This is a genomic window from Mariniphaga sediminis (assembly GCF_003573545.1).
Taxonomy (GTDB): domain Bacteria; phylum Bacteroidota; class Bacteroidia; order Bacteroidales; family Prolixibacteraceae; genus Mariniphaga; species Mariniphaga sediminis.
Window position 1 is genome coordinate 462,877 of record NZ_QWET01000001.1, and the last position, 16,747, is coordinate 479,623.

At 41.9% G+C, this 16,747-nt stretch carries 13 protein-coding genes, 1 tRNA gene and 1 CRISPR repeat array; of the genes, 8 read left to right on the forward strand and 6 right to left on the reverse strand.

Features of this window, described 5'->3' with window-relative positions; all coding sequences use genetic code 11:
- Positions 1 to 4 precede the first annotated feature (4 nt).
- The 5 genes from cas1 (at position 5) to D1164_RS01700 (ending at position 7,327) form a co-directional block, all read left to right on the forward strand.
- On the forward strand, positions 5 to 997 hold the full coding sequence (gene cas1 / locus D1164_RS01675; RefSeq protein ID WP_119348188.1) for a CRISPR-associated endonuclease Cas1: 993 nt from the start codon (positions 5 to 7) through the stop codon (positions 995 to 997).
- Positions 994 to 1,284 carry a CRISPR-associated endonuclease Cas2 gene (gene cas2, locus D1164_RS01680; protein WP_119348189.1) on the forward strand — a complete coding sequence of 97 codons (291 nt, stop codon included), beginning with the start codon at positions 994 to 996 and terminating at the stop codon, positions 1,282 to 1,284. Before cas1 ends, cas2 begins: the two co-directional genes overlap by 4 nt.
- Positions 1,284 to 1,856 (forward strand): CRISPR-associated protein Cas4, encoded by a 573-nt coding sequence (gene cas4 / locus D1164_RS01685; protein WP_119348190.1) that lies wholly within the window; start codon positions 1,284 to 1,286, stop codon positions 1,854 to 1,856. Before cas2 ends, cas4 begins: the two co-directional genes overlap by 1 nt.
- A gap of 193 nt (positions 1,857 to 2,049) precedes the next feature.
- Positions 2,050 to 5,009: direct repeats of the CRISPR family, unit length 37 nt; unit sequence CTCCCAGACGAAGTTCCAACAGAAAAAGGATTGAAAC.
- A gap of 136 nt (positions 5,010 to 5,145) precedes the next feature.
- On the forward strand, positions 5,146 to 5,292 hold the full coding sequence (locus D1164_RS24175; protein WP_394340391.1) for an HTH domain-containing protein: 147 nt from the start codon (positions 5,146 to 5,148) through the stop codon (positions 5,290 to 5,292).
- Between the two features lie 508 nt (positions 5,293 to 5,800).
- Entirely contained in the window at positions 5,801 to 7,327 is a 1,527-nt protein-coding gene (locus D1164_RS01700) for a Fic family protein (protein WP_119348191.1), read from the forward strand.
- A gap of 35 nt (positions 7,328 to 7,362) precedes the next feature.
- Here the strand turns inward: D1164_RS01700 and D1164_RS01705 are convergent, their stop codons facing one another.
- The 4 genes from D1164_RS01705 to D1164_RS01720 form a co-directional block, all read right to left on the reverse strand.
- Entirely contained in the window at positions 7,363 to 8,370 is a 1,008-nt protein-coding gene (locus D1164_RS01705) for a type II toxin-antitoxin system HipA family toxin (RefSeq protein ID WP_119348192.1), read from the reverse strand.
- A complete protein-coding gene (locus D1164_RS01710) occupies positions 8,367 to 8,693 on the reverse strand; it encodes a HipA N-terminal domain-containing protein (protein WP_119348193.1) in 327 nt (108 codons plus the stop codon). The genes D1164_RS01705 and D1164_RS01710 overlap by 4 nt, the downstream gene beginning before the upstream one ends.
- A 3-nt stretch (positions 8,694 to 8,696) precedes the next feature.
- On the reverse strand, positions 8,697 to 8,909 hold the full coding sequence (locus D1164_RS01715) for a helix-turn-helix domain-containing protein (RefSeq protein ID WP_119348194.1): 213 nt from the start codon (positions 8,907 to 8,909) through the stop codon (positions 8,697 to 8,699).
- A 224-nt stretch (positions 8,910 to 9,133) separates the two neighbouring features.
- Positions 9,134 to 9,208: transfer RNA gene (locus D1164_RS01720), tRNA-Pro, on the reverse strand.
- A 186-nt stretch (positions 9,209 to 9,394) separates the two neighbouring features.
- Between D1164_RS01720 and trxB the strand changes: the two genes are divergently transcribed.
- Positions 9,395 to 10,396, forward strand: coding sequence for a thioredoxin-disulfide reductase (trxB, locus tag D1164_RS01725; RefSeq protein ID WP_119348336.1), 1,002 nt, complete (start codon positions 9,395 to 9,397; stop codon positions 10,394 to 10,396).
- Positions 10,397 to 10,607: 211 nt separating this feature from the next.
- Here the strand turns inward: trxB and D1164_RS01730 are convergent, their stop codons facing one another.
- A complete protein-coding gene (locus D1164_RS01730; RefSeq protein WP_119348195.1) occupies positions 10,608 to 12,680 on the reverse strand; it encodes a prolyl oligopeptidase family serine peptidase in 2,073 nt (690 codons plus the stop codon).
- Positions 12,681 to 12,903: 223 nt separating this feature from the next.
- On the opposite strand from D1164_RS01730, the gene D1164_RS01735 reads away from it, so the two are divergent.
- Both D1164_RS01735 and D1164_RS01740 read left to right on the forward strand, forming a co-directional pair.
- The gene (locus D1164_RS01735; protein WP_119348196.1) at positions 12,904 to 13,977 is read left to right on the forward strand and encodes a CNNM domain-containing protein; all 1,074 of its coding nucleotides are present in this window, start codon (positions 12,904 to 12,906) and stop codon (positions 13,975 to 13,977) included.
- A gap of 140 nt (positions 13,978 to 14,117) precedes the next feature.
- A complete protein-coding gene (locus D1164_RS01740; protein WP_119348197.1) occupies positions 14,118 to 15,770 on the forward strand; it encodes a diphosphate--fructose-6-phosphate 1-phosphotransferase in 1,653 nt (550 codons plus the stop codon).
- A gap of 140 nt (positions 15,771 to 15,910) precedes the next feature.
- Here D1164_RS01740 and kdsA read toward each other — a convergent pair whose 3' ends face one another.
- Positions 15,911 to 16,729: a 3-deoxy-8-phosphooctulonate synthase gene (gene kdsA, locus D1164_RS01745; protein ID WP_119348198.1), complete on the reverse strand. Its 819-nt coding sequence runs from the start codon at positions 16,727 to 16,729 to the stop codon at positions 15,911 to 15,913.
- Positions 16,730 to 16,747: the final 18 nt, after the last annotated feature.

A 16,747-nucleotide genomic window follows, 5' to 3' on the forward strand; every position in this document is an offset into this window, starting at 1 on the left:
AAACATGCAACTAATTATCAACACCTGGGGAACCTATGTACACATAAAAGATGAACTGTTCGAAGTAACCCTGCCCAAAGACGGCGAAAAACAAAAACACCACTTTGCCAGTCAGAAAGTAACTTCCATTTTAATGAGCAAAGGCGCGGCTATCAGCACCGATGCCATTATTCTGGCTATGAAAAACAACATCGACATTATTGTTTTTGAATACGACGGAATGCCGGTTGGCCGGTTCTGGCACAGCAAGCCGGGCAGCACCTCGCGTATTCGCAAGCAACAACTCGATGCCAGTTTAAATCAGACGGGGGTATTCTGGATAAAATGCTGGCTTGCAGCCAAACTCACCAATCAAATTGAATTCCTTAAACGGCTCAAAAATCACCGTCCTGCCACAGCTGGCACAATCCAGGAGAAGATTGATGCCATTTCTGGGTTAAAAATAAAAATTGAAAAGAAGGACGCGGAGAAAATAGATGAAATCGATAGCTCGCTCCGTGGTTTTGAAGGAACAGCTGGGCGTGTGTATTTCCAGGTTTTGAGTTCGTTGCTGAACGAAAGATACCAGTTTGAAGGGCGCAGCTTCAGGCCTGCAAAGGATCCATTTAATGCGTTTTTGAATTATGCCTATGGCGTTTTGTACAGCCGTGTGGAGAAAGTGCTGGTTATTGCTGGTCTCGACCCGTATGTGGGATTTATGCATCGCGATGATTACAATACAAAAAGTATGGTATTCGATTTTATTGAGCCTTACCGCATTTATGCCGACGAGGTGGTGTTCAAACTATTCTCCGCAAAAAAGGTAAACGACAGTCATACCGATTCCATTACAAACGGGATAAGCCTGAATGCTGAAGGGAAAAATTTGCTGATGCAGTCGCTAATGAAATTTCTGGATGAAGATAAAATCAGGTACAAAGGGCGCAACCAAACCCGGATGAATGCCATGCAGATGGATGCCCACCAGTTTGCCAACCGTTTAATACAAAAATTATGATTTGTTGGGTATTGTATGATATAAAAAAGGACAGGCCGCGAGCCAAAGTTGCAAAAAAATGTAAACTCGCAGGGTTATACCGGGTGCAGAAATCGGTTTTCCTCGGCAGTCTCGAAGACAACGATAAGGATACTTTGGAACTGGAAGTAACCGAGCTAATCGACGAAGAGACTGATTCGGTTTACATTTTCCCGATGAGCAAAAACGAACTCAGGCAAACCTCATTGCTCGGGCAGGCTTTTGATAAAAAACTAATTACCGACGAAGTTAAAGCGTTGTTTTTCTGATGTCAGTTACACCATCACATATTATTGAATACCTCTACTGTCCCAGGTTTACTTATTTTGAATATGTATTGTGTATCCCGCAATACGAAGAAAGGCATTATAAGGTAGAGAAGGGGAGACAGGTCCATGACCAGAAACTGGAAAGAAACAAAGATTACCTGCGAAAAAGAATAGGTGCCATTGAAAAATATCCTGAACAGTACCTGACCAATGATTTATTGCGTGGGAAGATTGATGAAGTCCTGCTTTTAAATAATGGGACAATGGCCCCTCTTGATTATAAATTTGCTAAATTTAAAGATCGAATTTATGAAACGTATCGTACGCAGTTGGAATGTTATGCTGTATTGATTGAAAGTAATTTTCAGAAAAAGGTGGAAAAAGGTTTTCTGGTTTATACCCGTTCTTTGAATAAGTTAGTTGAAGTGCCCATAGATGAAAAAGCCAAATCAGAAATTCGGCACGTTTGTAGAGAAGTCAATGATGTGGTTGAAAAAAATGTTTTCCCAAAGGCGACAAAATACAAACAACGTTGTGTCGGGTGCACCTACCGGAATATTTGTGTAAAATAGTTTTACGGGTGGTAATTTATTTGAAGAAGTGGAGGATCAGTATTTAAGGTGTTGTAAATAAGAAATATAGATTTTCGGAAATGAATGGGAAATCATATAGAATGAAGTTCTTTGACATATTGAAAATAGGAAAATACATAATTATAAACTATTTATATTCGGCTGGAATACAGAGCGTAGAATGAAGCTACGGCTCCCAGACGAAGTTCCAACAGAAAAAGGATTGAAACATAATAGCTTCAATCCAGTAAGTTGTCGTCTTGGCCTCCCAGACGAAGTTCCAACAGAAAAAGGATTGAAACAAACCGCCGCCTCCTATATTGCAAATTGATAACTTCCTCCCAGACGAAGTTCCAACAGAAAAAGGATTGAAACACCAATGTAGGCGATGGTTGGTTAAGGGTTTGGTACTCCCAGACGAAGTTCCAACAGAAAAAGGATTGAAACCAAAACTGAATTTGAAAAATCAAATAATGACCCCACACTCCCAGACGAAGTTCCAACAGAAAAAGGATTGAAACTAATAAATGGGGCAGTTGAATGTATAATTCAGTTCGCTCCCAGACGAAGTTCCAACAGAAAAAGGATTGAAACAAAACAGAGCTTACAGTTTTAGAACCTGAGAAAAGTTCTCCCAGACGAAGTTCCAACAGAAAAAGGATTGAAACTATCTCATAATTTTTATTTAATTCCCAGTATTTTCACTCCCAGACGAAGTTCCAACAGAAAAAGGATTGAAACGGATTGAAAGCGCCACGGTTTTTAAACCCCAAACACTCCCAGACGAAGTTCCAACAGAAAAAGGATTGAAACAGTAGTTGGTTTGAATTGAAAAGATTCAAATTCAAACTCCCAGACGAAGTTCCAACAGAAAAAGGATTGAAACAATATGTTCACCCTAACCTTTACAAAAAGTACCTCAAACTCCCAGACGAAGTTCCAACAGAAAAAGGATTGAAACTCATTCCAAAGTCAGGAGGAACAGCAGACGGCGATGCGCTCCCAGACGAAGTTCCAACAGAAAAAGGATTGAAACTCGTAGACATAATCGGGATGCATAGGAATATTCAACCTCCCAGACGAAGTTCCAACAGAAAAAGGATTGAAACGGGACATTACGCAAAACATTGACAATATAGATAATGACTCCCAGACGAAGTTCCAACAGAAAAAGGATTGAAACGCTAAAAATCCAACAATACAAGATATCCGGGAGGCTCCCAGACGAAGTTCCAACAGAAAAAGGATTGAAACTGCGATAGGTGAAGGAGCCCCGATATGGCGCACATACTCCCAGACGAAGTTCCAACAGAAAAAGGATTGAAACAAAAATATAACGCCATTAGTGGCTAAAATTTGAGAACTCCCAGACGAAGTTCCAACAGAAAAAGGATTGAAACCTACCCGATTGGAGTTTGATGCCATTACCCGCCTGCCTCCCAGACGAAGTTCCAACAGAAAAAGGATTGAAACTATTTACCGAAGTAAGCGAAGTAAGAAAAGTAAGGACTCCCAGACGAAGTTCCAACAGAAAAAGGATTGAAACATAGTTTAGCTCAATATCTTTCTGGTTTTTTGTCAGACTCCCAGACGAAGTTCCAACAGAAAAAGGATTGAAACATACAAATAAGATAATATATCAGATTCATCGTCTGCTCCCAGACGAAGTTCCAACAGAAAAAGGATTGAAACTTTCTACTCTAAGCTGATTACTGGTTCCATTGCGCGCTCCCAGACGAAGTTCCAACAGAAAAAGGATTGAAACAATGTGTCGGTGGGGGTTATAGTCGTCAGGGTGTCGCTCCCAGACGAAGTTCCAACAGAAAAAGGATTGAAACTATATACCACAAGAGAAGCAGAAGGAGCAGTTATATCTCCCAGACGAAGTTCCAACAGAAAAAGGATTGAAACTGGAAGTTGGCATAATGTGCAAAATCCGGCTGTACCTCCCAGACGAAGTTCCAACAGAAAAAGGATTGAAACTTTTGATGGGTGCAGCAGCCGTTCCGGGACTTATTCTCCCAGACGAAGTTCCAACAGAAAAAGGATTGAAACCCGGCCAGCGCAGGAGGCAATGCAGATGCAACAACAGCTCCCAGACGAAGTTCCAACAGAAAAAGGATTGAAACAGAAATATTATGAGTCAGCATACAACCGGAATTTCAGCTCCCAGACGAAGTTCCAACAGAAAAAGGATTGAAACTGGCTGTAACCCGCATAAACAGGAACATATTCAGTTCTCCCAGACGAAGTTCCAACAGAAAAAGGATTGAAACAAGTTTTCAAATATCCAGTCAATGGCTGCTGGTGAAACTCCCAGACGAAGTTCCAACAGAAAAAGGATTGAAACTTGTAATATCAGCGGCAACTGCTCCTGTATATGCTGCCTCCCAGACGAAGTTCCAACAGAAAAAGGATTGAAACATCAAAACCTCTGTACGACGGAATTAAAATAGAAGCTCCCAGACGAAGTTCCAACAGAAAAAGGATTGAAACCGAATACCGGTCATAGTCGCTAAAAACTCCATTTCCTCCCAGACGAAGTTCCAACAGAAAAAGGATTGAAACTAACGGAACTATTTCAGAACTGATAATCTATAATCCTCCCAGACGAAGTTCCAACAGAAAAAGGATTGAAACGCAGTTCAAAATACAAATCCTCCTCTGTTTTCCTCCGGCCTCCCAGACGAAGTTCCAACAGAAAAAGGATTGAAACTAACGGAACTATTTCAGAACTGATAATCTATAATCCTCCCAGACGAAGTTCCAACAGAAAAAGGATTGAAACACAAAACCACAAACCTCTGTACGACGGAATTAAAATACTCCCAGACGAAGTTCCAACAGAAAAAGGATTGAAACTCTTATGTCCCACAACTCAACACTTTTTTTGATGGCTCCCGGACGAAGCTCCAACAGAATAAGGATTGAAACGCCGGTCTACAACATCGTGATGCTCGGCATATATCACTCCCAGACGAAGCTCCAACAGAATAAGGATTGAAACTGAAGTACGTCCGGTTGATTTAGAGGAAAAGGCCCTCTCCCAGACGAAGTTCCAACAGAACAAGGATTGAAACTGACGAGGGCAATCCTGCAAAGCATCCGGTTGATTACTCCCGGACGAAGTTCCAACAGAACAAGGATTGAAACATGAATGCGCGGTTACAAACCGCACGTCCCTGTTGTGCTCCCAGCAGAAGTAGCAATGTCTTGGCAACTGTCTAATAGTAAATTATAATACCTGTCCGCTTGTTGTTCAGACCATTTTTCAACAGTATATTCCCAAATTTCATTAACTACCAGACAACAACAAATTTTAGCGTTAATAAGAAATAATCCTGCTATAAGCCGAACCGAAATGGTTCAAAAATTGAAAATAAATGAATCCGCTATTCAAAAGCATTTAGGATCACTAAAAAAAAAGGAGGTTTAAAACGAATTGGTGGCACGCGTGGGCATTGGCAAGTGAATCTCCCGGAATAAACCACCCTCTCATAAACTGTGTAAGCATAAATCGATTACCAGCTACTAATAATTTTTTCTAACAGTATACTGTCGTGTTGAAGATAAGCTTATCTATACTTGAATGAAGTGGTGTAGTAGTGGTGTAGTTCAGTTGCCCTGAAAAAATGAACGACAAAATTCCCAAAATCAGATTGTACTCGAACATATTTTTGCTTATGCACAGGTTTTATCCTATGGGTGTAGCATTCTGTCATGATTGATTCTTTTCAGCCAAAACAGAGGGGCGAAATAAGTTGCGAAAGGACAGAAAATTTGTGAGGGTTTTAAAGTGTTTGTATGGCAATGCAACAATTACTAACTTTGAAACAGCAGATATTACTAAAAACAGTACAGCGTATATTACTAATTTTTATACAACATTTTTTACTAAATTTGCTCCATGATTTTATAATAAGGTTTTAACAAAGAAAACTGATATGGCTTCACCTTCTGAAAAATTAGCACAATCTCTGGAGCAGCTTCAAAAACTGCAAAATGAAAAGGGAATAGCAGTGGTTCGGGCCAATGACTTGTCCAGAACGCATAAGGAGCGTCTAATTGCCAACGGATTTCTTCGCGAGGTTATCAAAGGCTGGTATATTTCAACCCGGCCTGACGAGCAGAAGGGAGACACCACTTCCTGGTACATCTCATTTTGGTATTTTGTTTCAGTCTATTTGAATGCCCGTTTTGGCAAAGACTGGTGCCTTTCACCGGAGCAGTCGTTGTTGCTACACAGCAGAAACCGGACGGTTCCTAAACAACTTCTGGTGCGTTCGCCCAAAGCTCAGAATAACGTTGTAGAGTTATTGCATGGTACTTCTTTTTACGATTTGAAAGTGACAATCCCACCACAAACTCAGCGGGAAGAAATTGAAGGAAACCAGGTATATTCTTTGGCTTCAGGGCTTGTTTTTTGTTCTGCCGGCTTTTTCTCAGGTTGCCCTACCGATGCAAGGATATGTCTATCCATGATAAAAAATCCGTCGGAACTTTTATCTATGCTGCTTAACGGGGGACACACCATTATTGCAGGTCGGCTGGCGGGTGCATTCAGAAACATCGGGAATAACCGGTTTGCAGATGAAATTGTCAGTACCATGAAATCGGCCGGATATGATGTGCGTGAAAACGATCCTTTTAAAGAAAAAAATTCTTTTGATTTTGGTAACCGGGAGACATCTCCTTATGCCACACGCATCCGTTTAATGTGGAACAATATGCGTGAAACTGTAATAAAAAACTTTCCGGATGCACCGGGATTGCCAGCCGATAAAAAACAGTTTCTCGAAAAAATGGAAGAAAAGTATATTTCCGATGCCTATCATTCGTTATCCATTGAAGGTTACCAGGTAAGCCCGGAGTTAGTCGAACTGGTCCGTAGTGGGAAATGGAACCCCAACGCCAGAGAATTTGATAACCGGCAAAAAGATGCCATGGCAGCAAGAGGATACTGGCAGGCGTTTCAGAAAGTAAAAGAGAGTATCCGGGAAGTTTTAAATGGCGAAAATCCGGGAGCAGTTGCCGATAAAGATCATGGTGCCTGGTACCGCGAATTGTTTGCCCCGGCTGTTACCGCCGGAATTATCAAAGTATCTGATTTGGCCGGATACCGGAATAGCCAGGTGTACATAAAAGGGGCAACCCATGTACCGCCCAATGCTGCTGCGGTGCGCGATGCAATGCCTGTACTTTTTGAATTGTTGCAGGAAGAACCCGAACCGGCCGTACGTACTGTGATGGGACACTTTGTTTTTGTTTACATCCACCCATACATGGATGGTAACGGAAGAATTGGGCGTTTTTTGATGAATGTCATGCTCGCCTCAGGCGGTTATCCTTGGACCGTTATTCCGGTTGAAAAACGTGATGATTACCTTTCTGTGCTGGAAAAAGCCAGCGTAAACCAGGAAATAGAAGATTTTGCAAAGTTTATTGCCAGGTTGGTTGCTGAAGTTCAGTGAAATGAAATTATACCCCTCAAATAACAATTCAATATTTAAATGGAATTTAGCTGATTTCTTTTTGTCTGGTAATAAAGTATAAAGGCACGTTTTGTTTTCTCGTTCAAAAAAGAGCGCCGTGTTAATTCCTCAACCATGGGTTGTACCTGCAAAAAAGGTTTTAAAATTCTGTCCCTTCTTTTCTCGTCAATTTCAAATCTTCCGGCCAGTTCCTGAAAATCGTGTAACCCGGGATGATTGCTTTTTCTCATGGCTTCCGACTGAAAACCGTTACTGAACAACCCACCATTCAAAGCAAAATCCGTATCATCCACGTGGATTTTTGTATTGAGCAAATCATAAGCCGGACTAAGCACATAATCTCTCCCTGATGTTTCGAGAAGTGCATAATTTTTCAGATGTGCATCTCCGTTTGAAAACAGGAAGTTAAAAACAATCAACGAGAATAACTTCTCAATTTCCACGCGCCAGGCAGGAACATATTTTTTTAGTAATTCACCCATTTCCTCATAGCTGAAATCATACTTGAAGTTTTGTCCTGCATTTTCTTCTGTCTTACCGGCCAGCGATGCAAAATCTTCTTTTCCCCATTTCAGACCATCTTCTTTAACATCGAATCGTTTTGTGATATAGGCAGGTTCGCCGTCGGAAAAAAATATCAGTGCATTTTCGGCGGTTTGCAAACCATATACCTGCCGGGCAATTTGCATGGTTAAATGCTCGTTTGCCGGAACCTGGCTAACATTTTTTACATCCCTGGGGATAGGTTTTAACAGGTATGTTCCCTGCTCTCCTTCTTTAGTCAGGCGCAATTTATTTTTTTCAAGTATCAGCGAGAGTTTCTCCTGAACTCCGGATATTGAAATTCGTTTTCGGTTCTCAATAAATTTTTCGGCATCCTCCTCATTGCTTTGGGGTGGGGCATAAGGCAATACATGACTTACTTTTCGTCCCTGAAAGACCCTGCGCAAACAGGCAGTGCTGTAAGTATTAAATCCTTCTGCCAATGTTCCCGGACAATATTTTAGTTCTGGTAAAGTCATTCTTTAATTTCTGATAATGTTATTGCTCCAATAGTATCGGTTTTTGCCGTGGCCAACAGTAATCCAAAATAATCCTTTTCGTCAATCTTCAACTGACGGGTTTGCAGTTGTCTGTTCACACCTTCCGATAACATATTAAAGAAAAACGGAAACAAGTACTCCGATTTGTACACCTGTTTGCTTTTGGGCATGGTCAGGCTAATTGGCGGAAGTTCATCGTTGGCAAACCAATTATCATCATAACGGAATTCATAATCATTTGCTGAAAATTGTGTTAGTATTCCCGCCAGTTTGCCGTTTCTGTATACATTCGCTTTTCGCATTTTTTATAATAGTGGTTGTTTTACTGCAATTTTAATTTCCATACCGAGGATTTCAGCAATTTTATTCACTATCTGAATGGTTGGATTAGCCTGTCCCCGTTCAATTTTATAAAGCGTATTTATGCTGATTCCCGCCATTTCAGCCAGATCGGGCTGTGTTATGCGAAGCACCTTCCGTCTTTCTTTTATCTGTTTTCCTATCTCCTTACTTGTCATTATAATGTGATTTTGAGGTAAAATTAGTGTTTTGTTAATAAAAAAACAAGAGATATCACAGTATAATGTGATTATTGGATGAAAAGTAAGAGTTCACTAGTTCAAAAGATAAAAAATCATATTATAGTGTGATTTTATATGGTTTATTTTGACTCATTATAAATAAAAAAACCTGCAAATCATTTGATTTACAGGCTTTTGATGTTTTTTGGATTTCCTATCCGTCGGGGTGAGAAGATTTGAACTTCCGACCCCTCGCCCCCCAGACGAGTGCGCTAACCAGACTGCGCCACACCCCGATGCTAAAAATGCGCCTGCAAAAGTAACAGTTGAATTTTGTTCTGCAAAACTTTTTTTAGTAATTGCCGGAATATTTTTTAATCCTTTATAGGTTTGCTCTATCTGAGGTTCGTTTTTATTGATTGGATTTGTGGTGTGTAAAGCAGGATGTTTTATATTTTTGCAATTCAAAAAAAATTAACGATATGTTTAAGCCACTTGATATTAAAGAAAAAGAAAAAGACAATGATGTTCAACCTACGGATGTTGAACAGGTAAAGTGTTTAATAATAGGTTCCGGTCCTGCCGGGTATACAGCCGCTGTGTATGCTGCCCGTGCCAACCTGAACCCGGTCCTTTACGAAGGTCTTCAGCCAGGCGGTCAGTTAACAACAACCACCGAGGTCGAAAATTACCCTGGCTATCCGGAAGGAGTAACCGGCCCGGTAATGATGGAAGATTTTAAGAAGCAGGCCGAACGGTTTGGAGCCGACATAAGATGGGGGATGGCTACCAAGGCCGATTTCTCAGGAGATATTCATAAAGTATGGATAGACGATAAAAAACTGATTGAAGCTGAATCCGTAATTATTGCTACCGGAGCCACAGCCAAATATCTTGGTCTGGAAGATGAGAAAAAGTATGCAGGAGGCGGTGTTTCCGCCTGTGCTACCTGCGATGGATTTTTCTATCGTGGTAAGGATGTAGCGGTTGTTGGCGGGGGCGATACAGCCTGTGAAGAAGCTCTTTATCTTTCCGGGCTTTGCAACAAGGTTTATATGATTGTACGCCGCGATGTTTTGAGGGCTTCTCGGGTTATGGCCGAAAGGGTAAAGAAAACACCAAATATTGAAATTTTGTGGAAGCACCAGGTCAAAGGGCTTTATGGAGATAATGGTGTGGTAGAAGGAGCTTCACTGTTTAAAAATAAAGGCGAAGAAGGTGAGGAGGAAACAAAAATTAAAGTGGATGGATTTTTCCTGGCTATCGGGCATAAACCCAACTCCGATATTTTTAAAGAGTATTTGGAAACCGACAAGGTAGGATACATTCAAACGATCCCCGGAACTTCGAAAACCAATGTTCCCGGCGTTTTTGCCTGCGGTGATGTGCAGGATTCTATATACAGACAGGCTGTTACTGCAGCCGGATCAGGCTGCAAGGCCGCTATGGATACGGAACGGTATCTTTCTGAAAAGAATGCCTGAAGAATTTATTACGAATTAGACAAAAAAAATAATCCCGGCGCGTCATGCCGGGATTACTCAATAACCTTCAAAAGCGTCTACCTGGTTTTCTGTTTCAGGTTTGTAATGTGACAAACATAATTAATTTGGTTCAGTCATAACTGATTTCAATAACTGATTTCCAAGGTGCAAAAAGCTGATATTTCTGCTTCCAAAAACCTTAGGAGATCGATTAGTTGTCCATCAGTTTCATCTGAAGGTAGGAGTATAACAGTGCATACATTTTTGCCCGTTGTTCGTTGGTGGATGCCCCGGCATGTCCTCCTTCCGTATTTTCAAAATAGTAAATTTTATACCCCATGTCATGCATTTTGGCTACCATTTTGCGCGCATGCCCCGGATGTACCCGGTCGTCGCGGGTAGAGGTAGTAAAAAATACTTCGGGGTAATTCATCCCTTCTTTCAGGTTGTGGTAGGGCGAATATTTACGGATGTATTCCCACTCTTCCGGCACGTCCGGATTACCATATTCTGCCATCCAACTGGCGCCGGCCAGCAGTTTGTTATAACGTTTCATGTCGAGCAGGGGAACCGCACAAACCACAGCGCCATACAAATCGGGACGTTGGGTAAAGGCTACGCCTACCAGTAATCCGCCGTTACTACCACCATAAATTCCCAATTTTTTGGGAGAAGTAATTTTTTTCGAGATCAAATTTTCGGCTATTGCATGAAAATCGTCGAAGACACGCTGGCGGTTTTCTTTTAGTCCGGCCTGGTGCCACTGTGGTCCAAACTCACCACCTCCGCGCAGATTAGCGAGTACATAAACTCCTCCTTTTTCAAGCCATGCCGTTCCGGTAAGCGCCGAATAGCGGGGTAACTGAGGAATTTCAAAGCCTCCGTAAGCATAGAGCAGGGTAGGATTTGTTCCATCAAATCTTATTGATTTGGCATGCACCACAAAGTATGGAATGGGTGTGCCGTCTTTGGAAACCGCCTCAAACTGCTTTACCTGATACTTTTCAGTGGGAAACCAGGAAGATAGAGATTTCACTTTACTGAATTTACCCGTTTCAGCATCGCCAAAGTAGAGGGTGGATGGTTCCAGAAAATTCTGAAAATAAAAAAAGTAATGGTTGCTAAACTGATCGGAAGAGCCGAGGGAAATATTGCCAAAGTCAGGGGCATCGATCTTTTCTTTGATCCATTTACCATTATAGCGGAAAGCAAACAATTCACTTTTTACATTGTTGAGCATGTTTACCAGTAAACAGTCTTTGGTGTCCGATATCCCGGTAATACTAATCCTTTCACCGGGTTCTACCACCAACTCGAAGTTCTTTTTTTCTGCTAACAGATCATCATATTCAATACTTATAACAGCTCCCTGGGGAAATGTCTGACTATTAACCTTCCAGTCTGATTTTAGCTGAAAAATGACCTGTCCGTTAAAAAAAGTATTGAGTTCAATATCTTCCGGCAGTTCCGGTTTTAAAAGCTCCCCATTTTCAAGAAAGTAATATTCTCCCTCGTAAAACGAAGTGCGGCGCATAATCACCTGGTACACTCTGTCACGGGTATGCTGTGTGTAACCCCAAATTCCCATGTCGTTTTCATTCCCATTGAAGATTTCTTTTGCATCGTTCAGGTTGGTTCCTCTTTTCCATATTCTAACCTGTTTGGGATATCCGGAGGTGGTAACGCCATCTCCAAAATCAGTAGAAACCATCAGCGTATTTTCGTCAATCCAGCTTGCTCCTCCCTTTGCTTCGGGAAGAGTAAACCCATTTTCTTCAAATGATTTTGTCCGGGCGTCAAATTCCTTTATCAAAACAGCATCGCCACCTCCTTTTGAGAGGTTTACCAGAAATTTGTTGTAGTCCGGATATAGCCCGGTTGCCCCTTTAAAAACCCATTTTTCCCCATCCTTTTCAGAAAGTTCATCAATGTTCAGTAAAATTTCCCAATCCGGGTTCCCGTCTAGGTAGCTTTTTGTTGTTGCTCTTCGCCAGATTCCCCTTTGGTATGTCTTATCCTGCCAGAAATTGTAAATATAACTTCCGCGAATGGTGGGGTCTGCAATACGGTCGTCCGAGTTGAGAATTTCGAGATTTTTCCCGTACGTGTTTTCGTAACCGGGTTGGGATGTAAGCGTTGCCAACGATTTTTTATTCCATTCTTCCACCCACTCAAGGGCTTTGTCGTCATCTACTCCTTCCAACCAAAGATAAGGATCGTTGTTTTGGGCCATAATAAGTTGTGTTAACATTGCTAAAATAGTGAGTGTTGCCAAGTGTTTCATTGCTTTTATTTTGAAGATTATTTTTTAATTGTAAAAATAACGGCCTTCAAAGAATAAAAACATGAAAATTACACATCTTTAAGAATTTTTCTCTACGGACTTTTTAAATGATGTTTGAAATATATATTTTCGTAACAGGAAAATAAACCTGAGGAAAAGATCTGTATAGAGGATTATTACATAGATATATGAAATTATGCTTTCCAAAGGTTAAAATTTAAATATGGCAACATTACTTTTCTTTTTTGTTTTATCCATTGTAATTTCTTTTTTCTGCTCCATGTGGGAGGCGGTTATATTAAGTGTTACCCCCTCATATATTAGCCGTATGCAAAAGGAAAAGCCCCACACTGGCCACATGCTCAATATAATGAAAGACGATATTGACAGACCGCTTTCAGCAATTCTTACTTTAAATACCATTGCACATACGGTAGGAGCTTTGGGCGTGGGGGTTCAGGCCGGTAAATTATTTGGCAACCATCAGGTTGACTTTTTTTTTATTCAAATAACTTTTGAGTCTTTAATTGCCGGAGGAATGACACTGGCTATCCTTGTTCTCTCTGAAATTATTCCCAAAACGTTAGGGGCCAACTTCTGGAAGCAACTAACGCCGTTCACTGTTCGTTCATTGAAGGTGTTGATGTTTGTTTTGGCTCCTTTCGTATGGATGAGCAAGGGAATTACCCGGATGGTGAAAACGGAAAAAGGACGCAGTGTATTTAGTCGGGCCGATTTTGCCGCTATGGCCGATGCAGGGCTTAAAAGCGGCGCACTCGACCGGGAGGAAAAATCGATTATTCAGAACCTGCTTCGGTTGGAAAACCTGAAAGTGCGCGATATTATGACGCCACGTTCCGTAATTGTAATGATCGATGAAGAACTGACGATGGGCAAGATTTACGAAGAACTGAACCCCATGGTTTTTTCCAGGATTCCGGTTTACCAGGAACATCCCGATAATATAACGGGCGTTATTTTAAAAGATAACATCCTGGAAAAACTTGCCCAGGATAAACATTCCGTGAAGGCATCGGAAATAAAACGCGACATTCTGTTTGTGGAAGATAACTTTACCGTGGCCAAGCTTATGGATACGCTGATTTTAAACCGCGAACACCTTGCCGTGGTTGCCGACGACTTTGGCAGTGTAGTGGGACTGGTAACAATGGAAGACTTATTTGAAACTTTGCTGGGGCTGGAGATTGTGGATGAATCTGACAAAGTAGAAGATCTGCAGAAGCTGGCGCTGGAAAAGTGGAAAAAACGAACCGACAAACAGCGCCTGAAAGAATAGGCTGGAAAAGATACACATTCAACCGTTATCCTTTTAAGTTTACTTTAAATTGACTGGAGAAAAAATTCTTCAATAAATTATCCCCATAAAATGCTTTATTTTTGAGGGAGATAAAAATTTAGAATCTAAAAACAATCGAAATGAATATTAGTGCATTACAAAAAGAACGGGCAAATTACCAGCCCAAGTTGCCCAAATCATTAAAGGGAGCAGTGAAACTGGTGGAAGGCGACAAAACAGAATCTGTTGCCGATCCTAAAGAGATAGAAAAACTGTTTCCAAATACCTACGGAATGCCTCTGATTACATTTGAGCAGGGCGATAACGGAGCCCAGAGTGCACCGGTAAACGTAGGGGTTATTCTTTCGGGCGGACAAGCCCCGGGCGGACATAATGTGATTTCCGGAATTTTTGACGGGATTAAAAAGATTCATTCTGAAAGCAAATTATACGGCTTCCTCGGCGGCCCCGGCGGACTTGTAGATCACAAATACATGGAGCTGACAGCTGAAATTATTGATGAATACCGGAATACCGGCGGATTCGATATCATTGGTTCAGGGCGTACGAAACTCGAAGAAGAAGCACAATTTGATAAAGGACTGGAAATTGCCAATGATTTAAACCTGAATGCACTGGTGATTATTGGTGGCGATGATTCGAACACCAATGCCTGTGTTTTGGCAGAATACTATGCACAGAAGAATACAGGCGTGCAGGTAATTGGCTGTCCAAAAACCATTGACGGCGACCTGAAAAATGAAATGATTGAAACTTCCTTTGGTTTCGATACGGCCACTAAGGTTTATTCCGAACTGATTGGCAATATTCAGCGTGATGCCAATTCTGCCAAAAAATACTGGCATTTTATTAAGCTGATGGGGCGTTCCGCTTCGCATATCGGATTGGAATGCTCGTTGAAAACACAACCCAATATCACACTCATTTCGGAAGAAGTAGCTGCCAAACAGCAAACGCTTAGCGAGATTGTGGAATACATGGCAGGAGCCGTGTCGCAAAGGGCGGATAACGGAGAAAATTTTGGTGTAGCCCTTATTCCTGAGGGGTTGATTGAGTTTATTCCGGAGATGAAAATTCTTATCGCGGAACTGAATGACTTGCTGGCTGAAGGAACGGAAAGCGAAAAGGAATTTAAAATGCTGAGGAAAAGTCACCGTTTGGAGTGGGTTGCTTCTCATTTAACCGAAGATTCAGCTAAAGTGTTTAAATCATTGCCGTCGGGGATTGCCACCCAGCTTACTCTCGATCGCGATCCGCATGGAAATGTTCAGGTTTCGCTTATTGAAACCGAAAAACTTCTGGGCGAAATGGTGAAAGAAAAACTCGGCCAACTGAAAAAAGAAGGTAAATTCTCGGGCAAATTCAGCACACAGTATCACTTCTTTGGTTACGAAGGACGTTGTGCTGCTCCGTCCAACTTCGATGCCGACTATTGCTATTCATTAGGATACACTGCATCGGTTCTGATTGCAGAAGGAAAAACAGGCTACATGGCATCGGTACGTAACCTTACTGCTCCGGCAGAGGAGTGGGTTGCCGGCGGTGTGCCGGTTACCATGATGATGAATATGGAAAAAAGGCACGGGCACATGAAACCCGTTATCCAGAAAGCATTGGTTGAACTGGAAGGAGCTCCATACAAATATTTTGTATCGAAACGTGGCGAATGGGCGCTGGGTACGCACTATATTTATCCTGGTCCAATCCAGTATTTTGGCCCTACTGAAGTTTGTGATCAGCCTACCGAAACCCTGAAACTGGAGAAAGCTTAATTTTCGGCCGGTTATACCGGGCTGATTTACAGGTTATACAATGGGCAGCAGGCAAATTATTTTGGCCTGCTGCCCATTGGTGTTTTTGTCGGCCTGTTCAGATGGATTTAACGAAAGAACAGGTTAAAAGAAAATGGGCATTAGAAGCTGTTAACCAGGGTGTTTATTTTTAAGAGCTTTTCCAGCAGCGGTTCCAACAGATCCAGTTTTAGCATATTGGCCCCGTCTGATTTGGCCTCTGCAGGGTGGGGGTGGGTTTCAATAAAAATTCCGTCCACACCCACAGCGATTCCGGCCCGGGCAATGGTTTCAATCAATTCGGGCTGACCGCCGGTAACGCCACTGGACTGGTTCGGCTGTTGCAACGAGTGGGTAATGTCAAGTACAACCGGTACATTCAGCTGCTGCATTTCAGGAATGCTCCGGTAATCGACAACCAGGTCGTGATAGCCAAAAGTAGTTCCGCGCTCGGTGAGGATGATATTGGAGTTGCCACTTTCTTTTACTTTATTCACGGCAAACTGCATCGCTTCTGCCGAAAGGAACTGTCCCTTTTTTATGTTTACGGCCTTGCCGGTTTTTGCTGCTGCTACAAGGAGATCGGTTTGCCGGCACAAAAAGGCCGGGATTTGTAATACATCCACATACGGGGCAGCAGTTCCGGCTTCTTCTGCGGAATGAATGTCCGTAACAACTGGGATGTCAAATGTTTGGCTCACTTTGCGTAGTATTTTCAGTGCTTTTTCATCGCCAATTCCTGTAAATGAATCCAGTCGCGAACGATTGGCCTTTCGGTACGAACCTTTAAAAATATAGGGGATATGAAGGCGATCCGAAATCTTAACTATTTTTTCAGCAATCTCCAGGGCCATTTTTTCGCTCTCGATGGCACAAGGACCAGCCATCAGGAAAAAATTCCCGGTGGCTGTGTGTTTTAATTTATCTACTTGCGGAATCATTTTTATCTTTATAAGTGA